This is a genomic window from Nocardiopsis baichengensis YIM 90130 (genome assembly GCF_000341205.1).
In the GTDB taxonomy this organism is placed as follows: Bacteria; Actinomycetota; Actinomycetes; order Streptosporangiales; family Streptosporangiaceae; genus Nocardiopsis_A; species Nocardiopsis_A halophila.
Genome location: NZ_ANAS01000005.1, coordinates 360454 through 378954, shown reverse-complemented (window position 1 = coordinate 378954; position 18501 = coordinate 360454). Strand labels below are relative to the sequence as shown.

Sequence of the window (18501 nt, the reverse complement as noted above, 5' to 3'; positions counted from 1 at the left end):
CGGCCGCTCCGCGGCCCCCGGTGTCGCCGGCCGGCGTGCTCGCCGGTTCCTACTCGCCGGCCTTCAAGGAGGCCGTCATGGCGGCGAGCGTGCGGGTGATGAAGTCCGCGGCCGCCTCCTTGTCCACGCCGGCCCCGGACAGCGGCCCGTTCCCGTCCTCCTGCTCCAGTAGGGCGAGCAGGATGTGCTCGGTGCCGACGTGGCCGTGGCCCAGGCGCAGGGCCTCCCGGAAGGTGAGTTCGAGCGCCTTGCGCGCATCGGTGCCGAAGGGGACCGGCTCGGGGACCTCGTCGGCGGCGGCCGGCAGCGCGGCCTCGGCGGCCTGCCGGAGGCCGTCCAGGTCGACGCCCTGGTCGGCGACGGCCCGGACGGCGATCGCGTCGCCGTCCGCGAGCAGCCCCAGGACGAGGTGGCCGCACACCAGCTCGGCGCTGCGCGTCCGCTGGGCCTCGTTGCCGGCCGCGACGACCGCGTTCCGCGCGCGGGGGGTGAAGCGGGAGAAGCCCTCCTCGGGGTCGAGGGGCTCCTTGGGCACGAAGCGCTTCTGGGCCGCCTGCTTGCTCACGCCCATGCTCCTGCCGATCTCGGTCCAGGAGGCGCCCGAGCGCCGGGCCTGGTCGACGAAGTGGCCGATGAGGTGGTCGGCGACGTCCCCGAGGTGCTCGGCGGCCACGACGGCGTCGGTGAGCTGCCGCAGCGGGTCGGTGCGGGACTTCTTGATCGCGTCGATGAGGTCGTCCAGCCGCACGGGGACCGTGTTCTGGACCGGTTCGTTCTCGCTCATACGTCAACGGTAAGTTGACGTTCTCTTGTCGTCAACCGTGTGTTGACGGTAATCGTGCGGCGGCCCGCCGCCGCGGGTGCGGCGGGCGCGTGCACCGGAGGGGAGGGCCCCGTCCGGTCCGGGACGGCCGCGCCGGACCGTCCCGGACCGTCCCGGACCGGGCCGAACGGCGGCCGGCGTCCTCAGTCCTCCGTACGGTCGCCCCATTCGACGGCCTCGCCCATCACCGCGGTCGTGGTGGCGCCGTCCAGGGACTCGCGGATGATGTCGGCGTGGCCGCAGTGCTGCGCGGTCTCCCGGATCAGGTGCAGCAGGATCCGCCGCGCCGACCACGCGGCGTCCTCGGGGAACCACGGCGCCTCGGGCAGCCTGGCGGGGTGGTCGAGCGAGGGCAGCGCGGCCACGGCCCGCTCCGTCTCCGCCTCCACCTCGGAGTAGAAGGCCAGGACGTCCTCCAGCGACTCGTCCCTGACCAGCCGGAAGTCGTCGCCCCAGGCCGCCTCGCGGTCCGGGTCGCCCTCCGTGCGGCCGTTCATGATCGCGATCCAGCCCTTTTCGGTCCGGGCGACGTGCTTGACCAGGCCGGCGAGTGTCAGCTCGCTGGCGGTGGTGCGGCGGCTCGCCTGCTCCCCCTTCAGGCCGCGGACGGTCAGGCGGAGGAAGCGGCGCTGCTCGCGCAGGATCTCCAGGATCTCGTCGCGCTCGGTCGTGTGCGCGGGCGCGGTGTGCTCGGCCATGGGGTCCGCCTTTCACGCGGTCGTTCTCAGAGTCGTTCTCGCGGTCGTTCTCGCGGTGACGTCCCGACGGTAGAAGGCATTGCGGTCGGTTTCGGTCCGCGATGACGCAGGCGTGGTGGCGGCGCCAGGGGACTGTGGCGGGACGGGGTCCTCCACATCCGGCCCGGAAGACCGGTCGGCCATCATGACCGGCACGCGGCCCGTCTTTGACCGCCCGATGGTGCGCGCCTGCCTAGATTCGCTGAATGGGACCCGAGCGCATGGGGGAGCGGGCGCGGCGGGACCCAAGCGCATGGGGGTGCGGGCGTGATGGGATCGGCTGCGGTGTCGGTCGTCCACCTGGTGCGGCTCTCGGCGGTCGCCGGACTGCTCGTCGCCGCGATGGTGCTGGCCACCGCCGGCGGCGGGGCGGTGGTGGCGCGGGACGCCGCCCGGTCGGCGCTGCAGATGCCGGAGGGGTTCGCCCCCTCGGGCATGATGCAGCAGTCGGTGCTGCTGGACGCCGACGGCGAGGAGTTCGCCACGGTGCACGACCGCCGCCGCGAAGCGGTGGCGCTGGACGCCATCGCCCCGGTGATGCGCCGGGCCGTGCTCGCCGTAGAGGACCGCCGCTTCTACGAGCACGCCGGGGTCGACATGCGCGCGGTGTTCCGCGCAGCGCTGGCCACCCTCGGCGGCAGTACCCAGGGCGGCTCCACCATCACCCAGCAGTACGTCAAGAACGTGCTGGTGGAGGCGGCCGAGACGCCCGAGCAGGCCGCGCGCGCCACCGAGACGACCCTGGCCCGCAAGATCCGCGAGCTGCGCTACGCCCTCGGGGTGGAGTCGGCGCTGCCCAAGGAGCGGATCCTGGAGGGGTACCTCAACATCTCCTACTTCGGCAACGGCGCCTACGGGGTGCAGGCCGCCGCGCAGCGCTACTTCGGGGTGGACGCCGCCGACCTGGACGCCGTGCAGGCGGCGACGCTCGCCGGACTGGTCAAGGGCCCGGCGGTGTACGACCCGGTGGAGCGCCCCGAGGCGGCGCTGGACCGCAGGGCCACGGTGCTGCACAGCATGGCCGAGGTCGGCGTGATCAGCGAGGAGGAGGCCGAGAGCGCGGCGGACCGGCCCCTCGGCCTGGACATGACGCCGCTCGGCGGCGGGTGCTTCGAGAGCGACCACCCCTACTTCTGCGAGTACGTGATCGCCTGGATCGAGAACGACCCCCGCTTCGGGGCGACGGCCGAGGAGCGCGCGCGCTGGGTGCGGCGCTCAGGACTGACGATCCGCACGACTCTGGACCCCGACGCCCAGCAGGCGGCCCAGCGCGCGGTGGACCGCCACGTGCCCCGCCATGCGGACGCGGGCAAGGTGGCGGTCCAGGCCATGGTCGAGCCCGGAACGGGGGACGTCACGGCCATGGCGCAGAACCGGGAGTACGGCTTCGACGGCGACGAACCGGACCAGACCTCCCTCAACTTCGCCGTGGACGCCGGCCACGGCGGAGGGACCGGTTTCCAGGCGGGCTCGGTCTTCAAGGCCTATACCGTCGCCGCGGCACTGGAGAAGCGGATGGGCGTCGCCACCACGTTCGACTCGCCCGAGTCGACGACGGTGACGGGGCAGCGCACCTGCTCGGGCGAGCGCCTCGGGGAGTGGAAGGTGCGCAACTCCGGGGACAGCGACGAGGGGCGGCAGGACATGGAGGAGGGCGTCAAGCACTCCTCCAACACTTACTTCGCCCAACTGCAGAAGCGGGTCGGGCTGTGCGACACGGTCCGGATGGCCGAGCGCCTCGGCGCCAAGCGCGCGGACGGCAAGCCCTTCGGCGAGTGGAACTCCTTCACGCTGGGGGACCAGGAGGTCGCGCCGCTGGACGTGGCGGTCTCCTACGCGACGCTCGCCGCGCGCGGTGTCCGCTGCGAGCCGCGCCCTGTGGCCGAGATCGTCGCCGCGGACGGAGAGGAGCACCCGGTCGACCCGGTGTGCGAGCGCGCGCTGGAGGAGGCGACCGCCGACGCCGTCAACGACGTGATGCGCGCCCCGCTGACCGACGGCGGGACCGCGCACGGGCTCGCTCCCGGGCGCCCGGCGGCGGGCAAGACCGGCACCACCGACGCGTTCGCCGCCGCCTGGTTCGCCGGGTACACGCCCGACCTGGCCTCGGCCGTCGCGGTGGGGGACCCGCGCGGCGGCGCCCGCCACCCGCTGCGCGGGGTGTCCATCGGCGGCCGGTACCACTCGGTGGTCTACGGCTCCACGATCCCCGGGCCCATCTGGCGGGACGGCATACGCGGCGCCCTGCGGGGGACCGACGCCACCGCCTTCCCCGAGCCCCGCCCTTCCGCGCTGCGGCCGGGGTTCTCCGTGGGGTCGGCGCCCCGGCGCCAGCCGGGACCGCCCGTGCCCGACGTGCGGGGCCGGAGCTTCGAGGAGGCCGAGGCCGTCTTGGAGAAGGTGGGGTTCCGCGTCCGCGAGGGCGGCGTCCGCGTCCCCTCCGAGCATGGGGAGGGCATGGTCGCCTCGACCAACCCCTCGGCCGGGACGCCCCTGCCCGAGGGGGCGGTGGTCAACATCTTCCGCTCGCGCCCGGCCTGAACGCGCGTCCGCCGGCCACGGCGCCCGGGGCACCGGGGGCGGCACGGCGCGCAGACCCGCGACGGGCTTCCCGGCCGTCCCCAGCGCGCAGGGAACCGCGGAGTCCTCCTGCCGAGGGCCGTGTCCGGAGCGCATTCTCAGTGCTCATGTGGCGTGTGTCACTCATGTGCTAGGTTGGGCGATCATGTCGTGAGGATCGGCCCCCGGAGGGGTCGCATGACCGCAGTTCCCCTGCAGCACCGATTCGACGGGCCGCCTGACGGCCCGGTCGTCCTGCTCCTTCCCCCCTTCGGCGTGAAGTGGACGGTGTGGGAGCCGCAGATGCCCGAGCTCACCCGCTGCATGCGCGTACTGCGCATCAACCACCGGGGCCACGGTGCCACGCCCGCGCCGCCGGGCGGCGTCGGCCTCGACGACCTCGGGCGGGACGTGAGCCGACTGCTCGACGTCCTGGACCTGGGACCGATCCGGGTGGTCGGCGCCGGCATGGGGGGCGCGTCGTTGGCCACCTGGCTGGCGGTGAACGCTCCGGAACGGCTGCGGCGGCTGGCCTACCTGTCCGGGGCGGCGCGGGTGCCGCGCGCCGGGGAGTGGTTGCGCACGGCGGCCCGGGCGCGCACGGAGGGCATGGCCGCGGTCCGGGGGGAGGCGACGCTGTCCTGGTTCACCCCCGGCTTCGCCGAGGAGCGCCCGGACGTGGTGCAGCGGGTGGGCGAGGAGTTCACCGGGGTGGACCCGGCCGGGTTCGCCGACTGCTGGGAGGCGGTCGCCCCGGCCGACCAGTTCCCGTGGATCGCGCGGATCCGCGTGCCCGCCCTGGTGGTGGCCGGGGCGCACGACGCGCAGCTGCCCCCGGGGTACGGCCGCAGGCTTGCCGCCGGCATCCCGGGCGCCCGGTTCGAGCTGGTGCGCGGCGCCGCCCACATCGCCGGCGTGGAACGCCCCGAACGGGTGAACGAACTCCTCCTCGACCACCTGGCGGACTGACCCGGGCCCGGATCCTCGTTGATCTCGGGGAACCCGGCCTTATGACGGCCCTCTTAAGCCCGACTTCCCCGAGATCAACGAGGGAGGGTGCGGCGGTGCCGCGCACTGGAGCCGGGATGGCGGTCGTTTCGACGGCATTTCGAGTTCGGCAGGGGAAATGCGATTTCTGTCGTTGATCCGCCGGAATATGGTCGAATGCCGGAACTACGGTGCGCGTTCCCCTGCGCGGGCGCACGCGCGGTCGACCGGAGCAACCCCGACGCGCCGCTCCCGCCCGGCCCTGTCCCGGGGATGCGGGGCGCGGGCGGTTATCATCGCCTGGTGGCGGTGGGGCCCGCCGCCCCGCGCGGTGCGCGGGGGAACCGCGGCGATCGGCCGCCAACGGTCCCTGTCAGCGACGGCCCCGTACCCGGGGCGGCCCGCGACTGCTGATGGGAGACGTCCATGACCACCGAACCCGCGCGCACCGGGGCGACCGCGGCCCCGGACCGGGGGCCCATCGACCCCGACGTCGACCTGCGCTCGCCGCGCCAGGTCCGCGAACTCGCCCGCGCCCCCGGGGCCGTGCTCGGGGCGGTCGCCGCCGGGGGCGCGATCGGCGCCCTGGCCCGGCACGGCGCCGACGTCCTGGTGCCGCACGGACCCGGCGGCCTCCCGCTGTCCACGCTGCTGGTCAACGTCACCGGGGCGCTGCTGATCGGGGTGCTCATGGTGGTGGTCGAGGCCCGCCCCGGCTCCCGGCTCATGCGCCCCTTCCTGGGCACCGGGGTGCTGGGCGGCTACACCACCTTCAGCACCCATGCGGTCGACGCCCAGCAGCTGCTGGAGGCCGGCCGGGCCGGCTGGGCGCTGGCCTACCTGGCCGGCACCCTGCTGGGCGCGCTGGCCGCGGTGGCGCTCGGCGTGGCGGCGGCGGAGGCGGTCGCCACGGCCGTCCGGAACCGGAGGGGGAACCGATGACCTGGCTGATGGTCGCCCTGGGCGCCGCCGTGGGCGCCCCGCTGCGCTACCTGACCGACCGCTTCGTGCAGGCCCGCCACGACTCGGTGTTCCCGTGGGGCACCCACGCCGCCAACGCCACCGCCTGCCTTCTGCTGGGCGCGGCCGCCGCGCTGGCGCTGCCGCCGGCGCTGCAGGCCTTCGCCGGGACGGGCCTGCTGGGGGCGCTGTCCACCTACTCGACGTTCGGCTACGAGACCTTCCGGCTGGCCCGCACCGGCGCCCGCTTCCTGGCCTTCGCCAACGCCGCGGCCTCGGTCGCCTCCGGGCTCGGGGCGGCCCTCATCGGCGCCGCCCTCGCCCGCGCGATCACCGGGTGAGGCCCGTCCCCGCCCGCGCCGATACCCCCGTTGATCTCGGGCGAGTCGGGGTAATACTCGCCGGTATTACCCCGACTCGCCCGAGATCAACGGCGAGGAGGGGGTGCGCACCGGGGCGGGGTCGCCGATCACGTCGCAGCGGTCGCACCGCTCACAAGGACGCGGCCGAGAGTTCCACCACTCCAGCGGACACGACCGGTCAGGCGGCCGGGGCGGTCGCGGCCTCGGGGCGCGGGGCCGGGCGGCGGCCGCGGAACTGCAGGGCGACCAGGGCCGCCGTCACCGCGATGCCGACCAGGTCGGTTGTGGTGCCGGGCATGAAGACCAGCACGCCCGACACCAGGAGCAGCGCCCGCTCCCACAGCCGGGCGGGCCGCAGCAGGAAGCCCTCCAGCGCCACCGCGAACGCCACCAGCCCCACCATGCCGCCGACGACGGAGAACACGATCTCGCCCAGGCTCCCGTCCAGCATGATCGCCGAGTAGGCCATCAGCACCGGGATCAGGTACAGCCCCTTGGCGAACTTCCAGGCGGCGAACCCGGTGCGGGTGGGCGAGGCGCCGGCGATGCCCGAGGCCGAGAACGCGGCCAGCGCCACCGGCGGGGTGACGTTGGAGTCCTGGCTGTACCAGTAGACGATCATGTGCGCCACGATCAGCGGCAGCCCCAGCTCGGTCAGTGCGGGGCCGGCCAGCACGATCAGCACGATGTAGGCGGCGGTCACCGGCAGGCCCAGCCCCAGCACCAGGGAGGCCAGCGCCACCAACACCAGGGTGAGCAGCAGGCTGCCGGCGGCCGCGCCGACGATCATCCCGGACAGCTTCAGCCCCAGACCGGTCAGGCCCACCACGCCGACGATGATCCCGGCCACGCCGGTGGCCACCGACACCGCCAGCACGTTGCGGGCGGTCAGCGCGAACACCTCGCCCATGTCGGCCAGGGTGAGGCGGCTGGCGCTGCGCAGCATCGCCACGGCGAACAGCGCGCCGATGGCGTACATGCCCGCCTGGAGCGGCGGGACGTAGGCCAGCAGCAGGGTGATCAGCAGGACCAGCGGCGCGATGAAGTGCCACCCGGCGGCCAGGGTGGTGCGCAGCCGCGGGATCTGGTCGGCGGGCAGCCCGCCGATGCCGTTCTTGCGCGCCAGGATGTCCACGAAGAGGAAGACCACCGCGAAGTACATCAGCGCCGGGATGATGGCGACCTTCACGATGTCGGCGTAGGGCACGCCCATCATCTCGGCCATGACGAACGCCCCGGCGCCCATCACCGGGGGCAGCAGCTGCCCGCCGGTGGAGGCGGCCGCCTCCACCCCGGCCGACTCGTGCCGGGAGTAGCCGACCCGCTTCATCATCGGGATGGTGAAGGCGCCGGTGGTGACCGTGTTGGCGATCGCGCTGCCGGTGATCGAGCCCATCAGGGCGCTGCCGACCACCGCCCCCTTGGCGGGGCCGCCGGTGTAGCGGCCGGTGAGCGCGTAGGCCAGGCCGATGAAGAAGTCGCCGCCGCCGGACTTCTGCAGCAGCGCCCCGAAGAAGATGAAGGCGAAGACGAAGGTCGCCGCGACGCCCAGGGGGACGCCGAAGACGCCGTCGGCGGAGAAGTAGGTGTAGGCGACGATCCGCTGGTACAGGTAGCCGCCGTGGGCCAGGGCGCCGGGCAGCAGCGGGCCGATCCAGGCGTAGAAGAGGAAGACCGCGCCGAGGAAGGCCATGAACGGGCCGATGGTGCGCCGGCAGGCCTCCAGGAGCAGGACCAGGGCGATGGCGCCCACCGCGATGTCGGCCGGGGTGGGGGCGGCCACGCGCTCCAGCAGCTCGGTGCGGTTGAGGACCGGGTAGAGCGAGACCCCCACCGCCACGGCCACCAGCAGCAGGTCCACCGCGGCCATCGGGGCGCTGCGCGCCCAGCCGAACCGCGCGGCCGGCTTGAGCAGGAAGACCAGCACCAGCACGAACATCAGGTGGACCACGCGCTGGACGTAGATGTCGATGCCGACGAAGAGCGCGGTGTAGCCCTGGAAGAGCCCGAAGGCCACCGCGATGGCCAGGGTGGCCGCGCCGACGGCGCGCGCCGCCCCGCCCTCGCCCCACCGCTGGGCGGCCATGCGCTGCCACAGCGGGCCGGTGCCCTCCTGCTCGTCGTCGGCGACCGGGAGGCGGCCGCCGGCGGTGGCGGAGCCCGCCCCGGACGGGGCCGCGTCCTCGGCGGGCCGCTCGCCGGGGGCCTGCTCGCCGGGCTGTCCGGCGCGACTGTCGTTCATGGGTTCTCTCCGAGGAGGGCCCGCCCATGGGGCGGGGAGGGATCGGGCCCCGGGAGCGGGGCGGGAGCCGGCGGGCGGGCCGGGGCGCCCCGCGGGTGCGCGGCGGAGGGCCCCGGCCGTCGGCTCAGGAGCCGGACTCGGGCAGGACCTCGGCGGGCAGCTCCACGCCGTTGTCCTCCGCCCAGCGGACCGCGCCCGGGTGCATGGCCACCGAGGACTCGGCCATGGTCTCGGGGACGAAGTAGTCCTCGCCGTTGGCGTAGACCGCGGTCAGGTCGCCGACGTTGCCGTAGATCGCCTCCAGCACGTCGTAGGCGGCGTCCTCGGGGAAGTCGGAGGGGACCACCAGCAGGTTCCACAGCGCGATGGTGTCCACGTCGTCCTCGACGGTGGAGTAGGTCCCGCCCTCGATGACGTGGTCGCTGTAGTAGGGGTAGCTGTCGGTGATCTGTTCCCGCTCGTCGTCGCAGAAGGGGACGAGGTGGATGGGGTCGGTCGCCTCCAGCTCCAGCAGGGTGTTGTGGCCCTCGCCCACCACCCACGAGCCGGCGTCGATGGTGCCGTCGCGCAGCGCGGTGGAGGTGTCGGCGTAGTCCAGGTGCTGGACGTCGGTGCTGGTGAAGCCGAGCTCCAGGGCGTTGAAGATCAGCTCCGAGGCCAGGGCGTTGCCGCTGCCGGCCGGGCCGGCCGAGAACCGGTCGCCGTCCACGTCGGAGAAGCACTCATAGTCCTGGTCCTCGTTGATGGATTCCAGGGTCACCGCGTGGTAGACGTTCGGGTAGAGCGCGGTCAGCACCTTGCCGTCGACCGGCGTGCCCTCGAACTCCATCTGTCCGGCCACCGCCTGGGAGACGGCGTCGGACTGGGCGATGGCCATCTGCGCCTCGCCGCTGTCGATCAGTTTCATATTGGCCACCGAGGCCTCGGTGGAGGTGGCCGAGGCGGTGACGCCGTCGACCTCGGCGGAGATCACCTCGGCCAGCGCCCCGCCGAGCGGGTAGTACACGCCGGAGGTGCTTCCCGTCCCGATGGTGACGCTGCCGTAGTCGTCGTCCCCGCCGCCCTGTTCGGCGGGCTGGGCGCCGCAGGCGGCCAGCAGGACGGCACAGGCGGGGAGGGTGGCCAGGGCCAGGGGGTTGCGCATCGTGTGGGGGGTCCTCTCGAAGGCGGGGCGGGCGCGCGGGCGCTCCGGGGGCCGACGCCCCCGCCGGGCCGTGTCACTCTCCCGGTCGGGCCCGTCTGCTGCCCCTTCGTGAGTTATTTGTCTGATTCATCGTTGAGATGCGCGAGAAGTCTAGTGATCTTCGGCCGGATTATGCCAGTGGGTCGGATGCGGCCGGAGGGATTCCGGAATTCGTCCCTGATCCGGATATGAGAAAACCCCACGGGAAATCCTCCGGAATTCAGAGGCCTCACGTGGGGTCCGGTGGTGTCCGGGCGCGGCCGCGCCGGTCAGCAGGGCAGGAACGGATCCGGTCCGGCCCAGCCCTCGGCGTCGCGGCGGCGCACCTCGGCCAGCTCCTCCTCGGAGAGCACCCGCGGCGCGCCGAGCGTGCGGGCGCGGGCGTAGACCCCGCACAGCCACTCCAGCAGGCGCATGTTTTCGTAGGCCCGGTCGGCGTCGGCCCCGGTGGCGGCCCCGCCCAGGCAGGCCAGCAGCGCGGCGCTGCGGCCCTTGAACGCCTTGACCGCCTGGTCGGCGAGGTCGGCCGAGCCGTAGGCGGCGTAGCCGGCGACCGGGACCGCTCCGCCCAGCCGGGCGGCGGCCTGGTGCACGGGCGGGAGCTCGGCCAGTACCGCCGAGAGCGCCGAGGCGTGCTCTCCGGCCGCCTGCACCAGCGCGCCGGGCCGGGCGCAGCGGTGCACGGCGATGTGCAGCGTGGTGTCGGCGGCGGGGGCGCGACGGCCCTCCAGCACGCCGCCCTCCAAGGAGAGCACCGGGCAGTCGGCGGGCTCGACGCGGTCCAGCGGGACGCCGGCGGGGGTGACGGCGATCAGGTCGCCGGAGCGGACGCTGACGGTGCCGGCCCCGCCGGTGGCGAGGCCCTCGGCGGCCAGTCGGCGGGCGGTGCGGGAGACGTCCCTGCGCTCTTGCTCTAGAAGCATGGTCGCTCGCGTGGTCGGGCCGGTGCGGTGCGGCCGGCGGTTGCGGGGTGCGTGGGGGACTGGGCGTGCCCGGCGGCGGTCCGCCGTATTAGGCATGCCTTATCTACGTTACCCCTCCTTGGGGCGGTGTTGTCCAGGGTGGGGGAGGGGGCCGGGGGCGGACGGTGACGCGGGCCGTCACCGAGGGTCATCACTTACAGTGACCAAATCTTGATCTGTTGCGTGATGTGAACCACGGTTGCGTGTCGGCCTTGCGGATGTTTTCGCAGGTCAGCATCGTGATTTTAGAAAGTCACGATCGAATAACGCCTAGTTTAAAGTGTTTTGAGGCGTTTCTGCTGGGCAAGAGGGGTCCGTGATGCAACCCTACGTAACCCTTCCGAGTAAGCAGTACCTGTCGGATGCGGGATCGCCCGCCGCCACGAGCATGTTCGTCGGCGGTACCTGGCGCGCGGCGGCCCAGGGCGGCACCCGTGACGTCCTCAACCCCTACGACGCCTCGGTGCTCACCGTGGTCAGCGAGGGGACCCGGGCCGACGCCGACGCCGCGGTGGCCGCCGCCCGCCGCGCCTTCGACGAGAGCGACTGGCGCCTGCGCCCGGACGCCGAGCGGGGCGCGATCCTCGGCCGGATCGCCGACCTGCTCCAGCGCGACCGCGAGGAGATCGCGGTCATGGAGTCCCTGGACACCGGCAAGACGATCGAGGAGGGCCGGATCGACGTCGACGACGTCACCGGCGTCTTCCGCTACTACGCCGGGCTGGCCGACAAGGACGCCGGGCGGATCGTCTCCACGCCCGAGGGGATCTTCAGCCGCGTCGTCTACGAGCCCGTGGGCGTCTGCGCGATGATCACGCCCTGGAACTACCCGCTGCTCCAGCTGGCCTGGAAGGTGGCCCCGGCCATCGCCGCCGGCAACACCATGGTGATCAAGCCCAGCGAGATCACCCCGGTGACCACCTGCAAGCTGGTCGAGCTGTGCCTGGAGGCGGGCGTGCCCGCCGACGGCGTGGTCAACCTGGTGCTGGGCACCGGCGCCGAGGTCGGCTCGGCCATGGTCGAGCACCCCGACGTCGACCTGGTCTCCTTCACCGGCGGCCTGGCCACCGGCAAGCGGATCATGGCCGCTGCGGCCGAGACCGTCAAGAAGGTCGCCCTGGAGCTGGGCGGGAAGAACCCGAACATCGTCTTCCCCGACGTCGACCTGGACACCGCGGTCGACTACGCGCTCAACGCGGCCTTCTTCCACTCCGGCCAGGTCTGCTCGGCCGGGGCGCGGCTCATCGTGCACGAGGACGTCCACGACGCCTTCACCGCCGAGCTGGCCCGCCGCGCCGAGGCCATCGTGATCGGCTGCGGCCAGAAGGAGGGCGTGCAGTGCGGCCCCCTGGTCTCGGCCGAGCACCGGGCCAAGGTCGAGGCCGCGGTCGCCCGCGGCGTCGAGGAGGGCGCCCGGATCATCGCCGGCGGCAAGCGCCCCGACGACCCCGAGCTCGCCGACGGCTACTTCTACCGCCCGACGGTCTTCACCGGCTGCTCGCGCGAGATGGACATCGTCCAGACCGAGGTCTTCGGCCCGGTCGTCACCGTCGAGACGTTCCGCACCGAGGCCGAGGCGATCGAGCTCGGCAACGACACCGACTACGGCCTCTCCGGCGGGGTGTGGACCAACGACCCGGGCCGAGGCGACCGCGTCGCCGCCGGGCTGCGGCACGGCACCGTGTGGATCAACGACTACGGCCCCTACTTCCCGGGCGCCGAGTGGGGCGGCTTCAAGCGGTCCGGCATCGGGCGCGAGCTGGGCCACGCCGGGCTCGACGAGTACCGCGAGGCCAAGCACATCTACCGCAACCTCGCCCCCGAGCCGCAGCGCTGGTTCGGCGAGGTCTGACCGGCCGCGCCCCGCGGAACGCCTCGACCGGAAGACATGGAGCGTCCATGACTCAGAACGCGAAGACCTACGACTACGTGATCGTCGGCGGCGGCACGGCCGGCTCGGTGATCGCCAACCGCCTGACCGAGGACCCCTCGGTCAGCGTCTGCGTGATCGAGGGCGGCCCCTCCGACCGCGACCTGGACCGGGTGCTGAACCTGCGCGAGTGGCTGGGCCTGCTGGAGAGCGACCTGGACTACGGGTACACCACCACCGAGCAGCCGCGCGGCAACTCGCACATCGTGCACTCCCGCGCCCGCGTGCTCGGCGGCTGCTCCTCGCACAACACCCTGATCAGCTTCCGCCCCTTCGCCCAGGACCTGGACGAGTGGGTGGCGGCCGGCGCCGAGGGCTGGGACAACGCCACCGTCCAGGCCTACGCCGACCGGATCAAGAACAACATCGTCCCCATCGCCGAGAAGGACCGCAACGACCTGGTCAAGGACTGGGTCGAGGCGGCCTCGGAGGCCACCGGCGTGCCGGTGGTGGAGGACTTCAACGCCGAGACCTCGCACGGCGGCGGGTTCCGTGACGGCGTCGGCTTCCTGTCGATCGCCTACGACCCCTACACCGGGCGGCGCTCCTCGGCGTCGGTCGCCTACCTGCACCCCGTCATGGACGTGCGGGAGAACCTGACGCTGATGCTGGAGACCTGGGCCGAGCGGATCGTCTTCGACGGCGACCGCGCCACCGGCGTCGAGGTCGTCACCTCCGACGGCGAGCGGGTGACCGTCTCGGCGGACAGCGAGGTCATCCTCAGCGCCGGGGCGATCGACACGCCGCGGCTGATGATGCTCTCGGGCGTCGGCCCCAAGGACGACCTGGAGCAGGTCGGCATCGACGTGCGGCACGACCTTCCCGGCGTCGGGGAGAACCTGATGGACCACCCGGAGTCCATCATCATGTGGGAGACCGACCGGGACGTTCCGGACGAGACCGTCATGCACTCCGACGGCGCGCTGTTCATCCGGCGCGACGAGTCCGATCCGCGCCCGGACCTGATGTTCCACACGTACCAGATCCCCTTCGACGACAACACCAAGCGGCTGGGCTACGAGTCGCCGGGGTGGAAGCGCGCCATGTGCATGACGCCGAACATCCCGCGCTCGCGCTCCCGGGGGAAGCTCTGGCTGAAGAGCTCCGACCCCCGGGAGAAGCCGGCCCTGGACTTCCGCTACTTCACCGACCCCGAGGGCTACGATGAGCAGACCATCGTGGACGGGCTGAAGATCGCGCGGAAGATCGCCGAGACCGAGCCGTTCAAGTCCTGGATCGCCCGCGAGGTCGCTCCGGGGCCGGACGTGGTGACCGACGAGCAGTTGTCGGAGTACGGTCGGCGGGCGGCGCACACCGTCTACCACCCGGCCGGCACCTGCAAGATGGGCGCCGCCGACGACGGTGCCGCGGTCGTGGACCCGCGGCTGAAGGTCCGCGGCCTGCGCGGCCTGCGGATCGCCGACGCCTCGGTCTTCCCGAGCATGCCCTCGCCGAACCCGATGGTCACGGTGCTGGCCGTCGGCGAGCGTGCGGCCGACCTGATCCGCGCCGACCGCGCCTAGCGCGGCCGGCCCGTCCCCGACCGTCCCCCCGACCGGGCGCCGGCCCTCCCGGCGCCCCTGAACCCGACGACGCGCCGCCCTGCGCACCGCCCTGTGCGGTGGTGCGCAGGGCGGCCCTCAGAGGTGGCTTTCTGTCATGAGTTCCGTAGTGAACGATCCACAACTCAACAGCGAACAACCGAATACCCCCGCCGACGGGGAGGCCAAGCTCTCCGTCCAGAACCTGTGGAAGGTCTTCGGCAAGCGCGCCGAGCGCATCATCGGAGGCGAGCACGAGCGCCGCCCGCGTGAGGAGGTCCGCGAGGCGACCGGCTGCACCATCGCGGTGCGCGACGTCTCCTTCGACGTCCGCCCGGGCGAGACGTTCGTGGTGATGGGCCTGTCCGGGTCGGGCAAGTCCACCCTCATCCGCTGCCTGACCCGGCTCATCGAGCCGACCTCCGGTTCGCTGCTGCTCGACGGCGAGGACATCCGGCAGATGTCCCCGGCCGCGCTGCGCGAGCTGCGCCGCCGCAAGGCGGCCATGGTCTTCCAGCACTTCGGCCTGCTCCCCAACCGCACCATCATCGACAACGTCGCCTACGGGCTGGAGGTGCGCGGCGCGTCCAAGGCCGAGCGCCACGCCCGGGCCTCCGAGATGATCGAGATGGTGGGCCTGTCCGGCTACGAGTCCTCCCGCCCCGGCCAGCTCTCCGGCGGCATGCAGCAGCGCGTCGGCCTGGCCCGCGCCCTGGCGGTCGACCCCGAGGTGCTGCTCTTCGACGAGCCCTTCAGCGCCCTGGACCCGCTGATCCGCCGGGACATGCAGAACGAGGTGCTGCGCCTGCAGAACGAGCTGCGCAAGACCTCGGTGTTCATCACCCACGACCTGGACGAGGCGCTCAAGCTCGGCGACCGCATCGCGATCATGCGCGACGGCGACCTGGTGCAGGTGGGAACCGCCGAGGAGGTCGTCGGCGCCCCCGCCGACGACTACGTCCGCGACTTCGTCTCCGACGTCTCGCGCATCGAGGTGCTGACGCTGCGCTCGCTGATGCGCCCCGCCCGCGACGACGAGCCGCTGGACGGCCCCGAGGCCGCCCCCTCCACGCTGGCCGGGGAGGCCGTCGCGGCGGCCGCCGGCGCCACGGCGCCGGTGCGCGTCACCGAGGACGGCCGCCTGCTGGGCGTCGTCGGCCGCGAGGACCTGCTGCGCGTCATCGCCGAGGACCGCGCGCAGGCGCCCGCCGCCACCGCGGGGGTGTGAGCATGTCCGCTCCCACCGTGACCTCCGAGACCCCTGAGAGCCCTGAGACCCCCGGGACCGAGGGGCCGGGCGGTGCGGACCGCGCGGAGACGGCCGCCGCCCCCGCCCCCGAACCGGCCCCGGCGCTGCGCGCGGCCCTGTCCCGCACCTGGGTGCAGGCCGCCGCGGTGGTGGCCGTGCTGGCCGTGGCCGCGGCCCTGCCGCTGCCCGGCAGCGCCACCGCCTTCCCCGGCGGGCCCGGGGAGGCGCTGGACGGCTGGCTCAAGGAGCTCTACTCCTGGGTGGTCTCCAACCGGGACACCAGCCCGCTGTTCGTCTACGGCTTCAACTACCTGTCGGTCTACCTGGGCTCGGCCGTCGTCCTCATCTCCGACCTGCTGGCCACGCTGACCTGGACCGGGGTCGCCGTGATCGGCGCCCTGGGCGCCTGGCGGCTGGCCGGGTGGCGGGTGATGCTCGTCGTGGCGGCCGCGTTCGCGGTCTTCGGGCTGACCGGCCTGTGGGACGAGGCCATGCTCACCCTGGCGCTGATCACCGCCGCGGTGGCGCTGGCGCTGGTGGTGGGCCTGCCGCTGGGCGTGTGGGCCGGGCGCAGCGACCGCGTGGAGCGGGCGCTGCGGCCGGTGCTGGACTTCATGCAGACCATGCCGGCCTTCGCCTACCTGATGCCGATGCTGCTGCTCTTCGGCATCGGCAACCCCTCGGCGGCCGTGGCGACCGCGATCTACGCGCTGCCCCCGGCGGTGCGCATCACCTCCATGGCGCTGCGCGGCGTCGACAAGGGCGCGGTCGAGGCCGCCGAGTCGCTGGGCTCTACCCGGTGGCAGATGCTGGCCAAGGTCCGGCTTCCGCTGGCCAAGCGCACCATCATGCTCGGCGTCAACCAGACCATCATGCTGGGCGTGTCCATGGTCGTCATCGCCTCGGTCATCGGCGCGGGCGGCCTGGGCGACGCCATCTACCAGGCCCTGCAGAAGGGCGACATCGGCCGCGCGCTGGAGGCCGGCCTGGCCATCGTCCTGCTGGCGATCGCCATGGACCGGGTCACCGGCGCCATGGGCGCCGGGCGCCCCGTGCCCGCCCCGTGGCAGCGGATCGCCTTCGCCGGCGCCCTGGTGGCGTCGCTGGCCGTGTTCCTGCTTCCCACGCCGCTGCGCGCCCCCGACGGGTGGCCGCGCGCCTGGCAGCTGGACCTCGCCGGCCCGGTGAACGCCTTCTACGAGGCGCTCAAGGACGCCATCGGCGGCTTCACCTCCCTGGTGGGCGACTGGACCGTGGTCTGGGTGCTCGAACCGCTGCACATGCTGCTGGCCGGCCCTCCGTGGTGGCTGGTGATCGCCGCCGCCGCGGTGCTCGGGTACCTGTTCGCCGGGGGCCGCGCGGCGGCCGTCGGCGCGCTGTCGCTGCTGGCCGTGGGCCTGATGGGGCAGTGGGGCAACGGCATGGACACGCTGTCCCAGGTGCTGCTGGCCGCCGTGCTGGTGGTGGCGCTGGGCCTGGTGCTGGGCATCGCCATGGCGCGCAACGACCGGCTCGCCGCCGTGCTGCGCCCGGTGCTGGACGCCATGCAGACGCTTCCGCCCTTCGTCTACCTCATCCCGGCCGTGGCGCTGTTCAGCGTGGGGCGCGTCCCCGCGCTGGTCGCCGCCGTGGTCTTCGCTCTCCCGCCGGTGATCCGGCTGGTGAACGACGGGATCCGCGGGGTCCCGGCCAACACCGTTGAGGCGGCCCGATCCCTGGGCTCCTCACGGGGCCAGCTGCTCTCCAAGGTGCAGCTCCCGCTCGCCCGGTCCGCACTCCTGATGGCGGTCAACCAGGCGATCATGCTCATCCTCTCCATGGTCGTCATCGGCGCCCTGGTCGGCGGCGGCGCGCTCGGATACGACGTCGTCTTCGGCCTCAAGCAGAACGAGTTCGGACAGGGACTGACCGCCGGCCTGGCCATCGTGTGCCTCGGCCTCCTCCTCGACCGCATGACCCAAGGTAGGAAGAACAATGCGTAGAACCACCTCCCCCATCTCCCCCCGTACCGCCTCCTTCGCGCTCAAGGGCGTCGCGGCCGCCTCGGCCGTCGCCATGCTGAGCGCCTGCGGCGGGGCCACCAGCGGCGACGTCTCCGGCAGCGACGAGACGGTGAACATCGCCGTCAACGGCTGGGTCGGCTACGAGGCCTCCGCCGCCGTCCTGGCGCACCTCCTCGAAGAGGAGGCGGGCGTCAAGGTCGAGCAGAAGAAGCTCGACGAGCAGCCCTCCTGGCAGGGGCTCAACGACGGCGACCTGGACGTCATCGTGGAGAACTGGGGCCACGAGGACCTGATGGAGCAGTACGGGCCCGACGGCAACGACACCGTCGTGGACGGCGGCCCGAACGGCAACATCGGCACCCTGGGCTGGTACGTGCCCGAGTACCTGGTGGACGACAAGCCCGAGCTGGCGACCTGGGAGGGGATCAAGGACAACACCGACCTGTTCCAGACCCCCGAGAGCGGCGACAAGGGCGAGTTCCTGGCGGCGGACCCGGCGTTCGTCACCCAGGACCAGGGCATGATCAACCACTTCGAGATGGACCTGGAGATCGTGCACGCCGGCTCCGAGGCGGCCCAGATCACCGAGATGCAGGAGCGGTACGAGGAGGAGGAGCCGTTCCTGGCCTACTTCTACGACCCGCAGTGGCTGCACAACGAGCTCGACCTGGTGCACGTGGAGTTCCCCGAGTACGAGGACGGCTGCGCCGAGGACGAGGACGACGTCTCCTGCGGCTACCCCGAGTACGACCTGAACAAGATCTTCCGCAAGGACTTCGCGGAGGAGGGCTCGGTCGCCTACCAGCTGCTGGACAACTGGAAGTGGACCAACGAGGACCAGAACGCGGTCGCCAAGATGATCGCCGACGAGGGCATGGACCCCGAGGAGGCGGCTGAGAAGTGGGTCACCGACAACGGTGACGTCTGGAAGGAGTGGATCCCCGCGGACGCGTGACCCGCGCG

Annotated in this window: 14 protein-coding genes; 9 read left to right on the top strand and 5 right to left on the bottom strand. The window is 72.9% G+C overall.

Annotated elements, in window-relative coordinates; genetic code table 11:
• Positions 1-49 precede the first annotated feature (49 nt).
• Positions 50-784: a Clp protease N-terminal domain-containing protein gene (locus C892_RS0105275; protein WP_017556374.1), complete on the bottom strand. Its 735-nt coding sequence runs from the start codon at positions 782-784 to the stop codon at positions 50-52.
• Positions 785-966: 182 nt separating this feature from the next.
• Positions 967-1521, bottom strand: a complete 555-nt coding sequence (locus C892_RS0105270) for a DinB family protein (protein WP_017556373.1) — start codon at positions 1519-1521, stop codon at positions 967-969.
• 309 nt (positions 1522-1830) lie between these two features.
• Here C892_RS0105270 and C892_RS28605 point away from each other — a divergent pair, with 309 nt between their 5' ends.
• The 4 genes from C892_RS28605 to C892_RS0105250 all read left to right on the top strand — a co-directional run bounded on the left by C892_RS28605 (position 1831) and on the right by C892_RS0105250 (position 6407).
• The gene (locus tag C892_RS28605; protein ID WP_083934317.1) at positions 1831-4101 is read left to right on the top strand and encodes a penicillin-binding protein; all 2271 of its coding nucleotides are present in this window, start codon (positions 1831-1833) and stop codon (positions 4099-4101) included.
• 216 nt (positions 4102-4317) lie between these two features.
• Complete coding sequence (locus C892_RS0105260) at positions 4318-5088, top strand: alpha/beta fold hydrolase (RefSeq protein ID WP_017556372.1); 771 nt, start codon at positions 4318-4320, stop codon at positions 5086-5088.
• A 444-nt stretch (positions 5089-5532) separates the two neighbouring features.
• Positions 5533-6048, top strand: coding sequence for a fluoride efflux transporter CrcB (gene crcB / locus C892_RS0105255; protein ID WP_017556371.1), 516 nt, complete (start codon positions 5533-5535; stop codon positions 6046-6048).
• A complete protein-coding gene (locus C892_RS0105250; protein ID WP_017539693.1) occupies positions 6045-6407 on the top strand; it encodes a fluoride efflux transporter FluC in 363 nt (120 codons plus the stop codon). Before crcB ends, C892_RS0105250 begins: the two co-directional genes overlap by 4 nt.
• A gap of 199 nt (positions 6408-6606) precedes the next feature.
• On the opposite strand, the gene C892_RS0105245 is transcribed toward C892_RS0105250, so the two are convergent.
• The 3 genes from C892_RS0105245 to C892_RS0105235 all read right to left on the bottom strand — a co-directional run bounded on the left by C892_RS0105245 (position 6607) and on the right by C892_RS0105235 (position 10776).
• Positions 6607-8670 (bottom strand): TRAP transporter permease, encoded by a 2064-nt coding sequence (locus C892_RS0105245; protein WP_017556370.1) that lies wholly within the window; start codon positions 8668-8670, stop codon positions 6607-6609.
• A gap of 124 nt (positions 8671-8794) precedes the next feature.
• Positions 8795-9814 carry a TAXI family TRAP transporter solute-binding subunit gene (locus C892_RS0105240; protein WP_017556369.1) on the bottom strand — a complete coding sequence of 340 codons (1020 nt, stop codon included), beginning with the start codon at positions 9812-9814 and terminating at the stop codon, positions 8795-8797.
• A gap of 308 nt (positions 9815-10122) precedes the next feature.
• Positions 10123-10776, bottom strand: a complete 654-nt coding sequence (locus tag C892_RS0105235) for a class II aldolase/adducin family protein (protein ID WP_017539690.1) — start codon at positions 10774-10776, stop codon at positions 10123-10125.
• 358 nt (positions 10777-11134) lie between these two features.
• Between C892_RS0105235 and C892_RS0105230 the strand changes: the two genes are divergently transcribed.
• From C892_RS0105230 to C892_RS0105210, 5 genes are all read left to right on the top strand, one after another.
• Positions 11135-12667 carry an aldehyde dehydrogenase family protein gene (locus C892_RS0105230; protein ID WP_026124141.1) on the top strand — a complete coding sequence of 511 codons (1533 nt, stop codon included), beginning with the start codon at positions 11135-11137 and terminating at the stop codon, positions 12665-12667.
• Positions 12668-12714: 47 nt separating this feature from the next.
• Positions 12715-14268 (top strand): GMC family oxidoreductase, encoded by a 1554-nt coding sequence (locus C892_RS0105225; protein ID WP_017556367.1) that lies wholly within the window; start codon positions 12715-12717, stop codon positions 14266-14268.
• A gap of 136 nt (positions 14269-14404) precedes the next feature.
• The gene (locus tag C892_RS0105220) at positions 14405-15514 is read left to right on the top strand and encodes a quaternary amine ABC transporter ATP-binding protein (RefSeq protein WP_040685266.1); all 1110 of its coding nucleotides are present in this window, start codon (positions 14405-14407) and stop codon (positions 15512-15514) included.
• Complete coding sequence (locus C892_RS0105215; RefSeq protein WP_017556365.1) at positions 15511-17517, top strand: ABC transporter permease; 2007 nt, start codon at positions 15511-15513, stop codon at positions 17515-17517. Before C892_RS0105220 ends, C892_RS0105215 begins: the two co-directional genes overlap by 4 nt.
• On the top strand, positions 17510-18493 hold the full coding sequence (locus C892_RS0105210) for a glycine betaine ABC transporter substrate-binding protein (protein ID WP_017556364.1): 984 nt from the start codon (positions 17510-17512) through the stop codon (positions 18491-18493). The genes C892_RS0105215 and C892_RS0105210 overlap by 8 nt, the downstream gene beginning before the upstream one ends.
• Positions 18494-18501 lie beyond the last annotated feature (8 nt).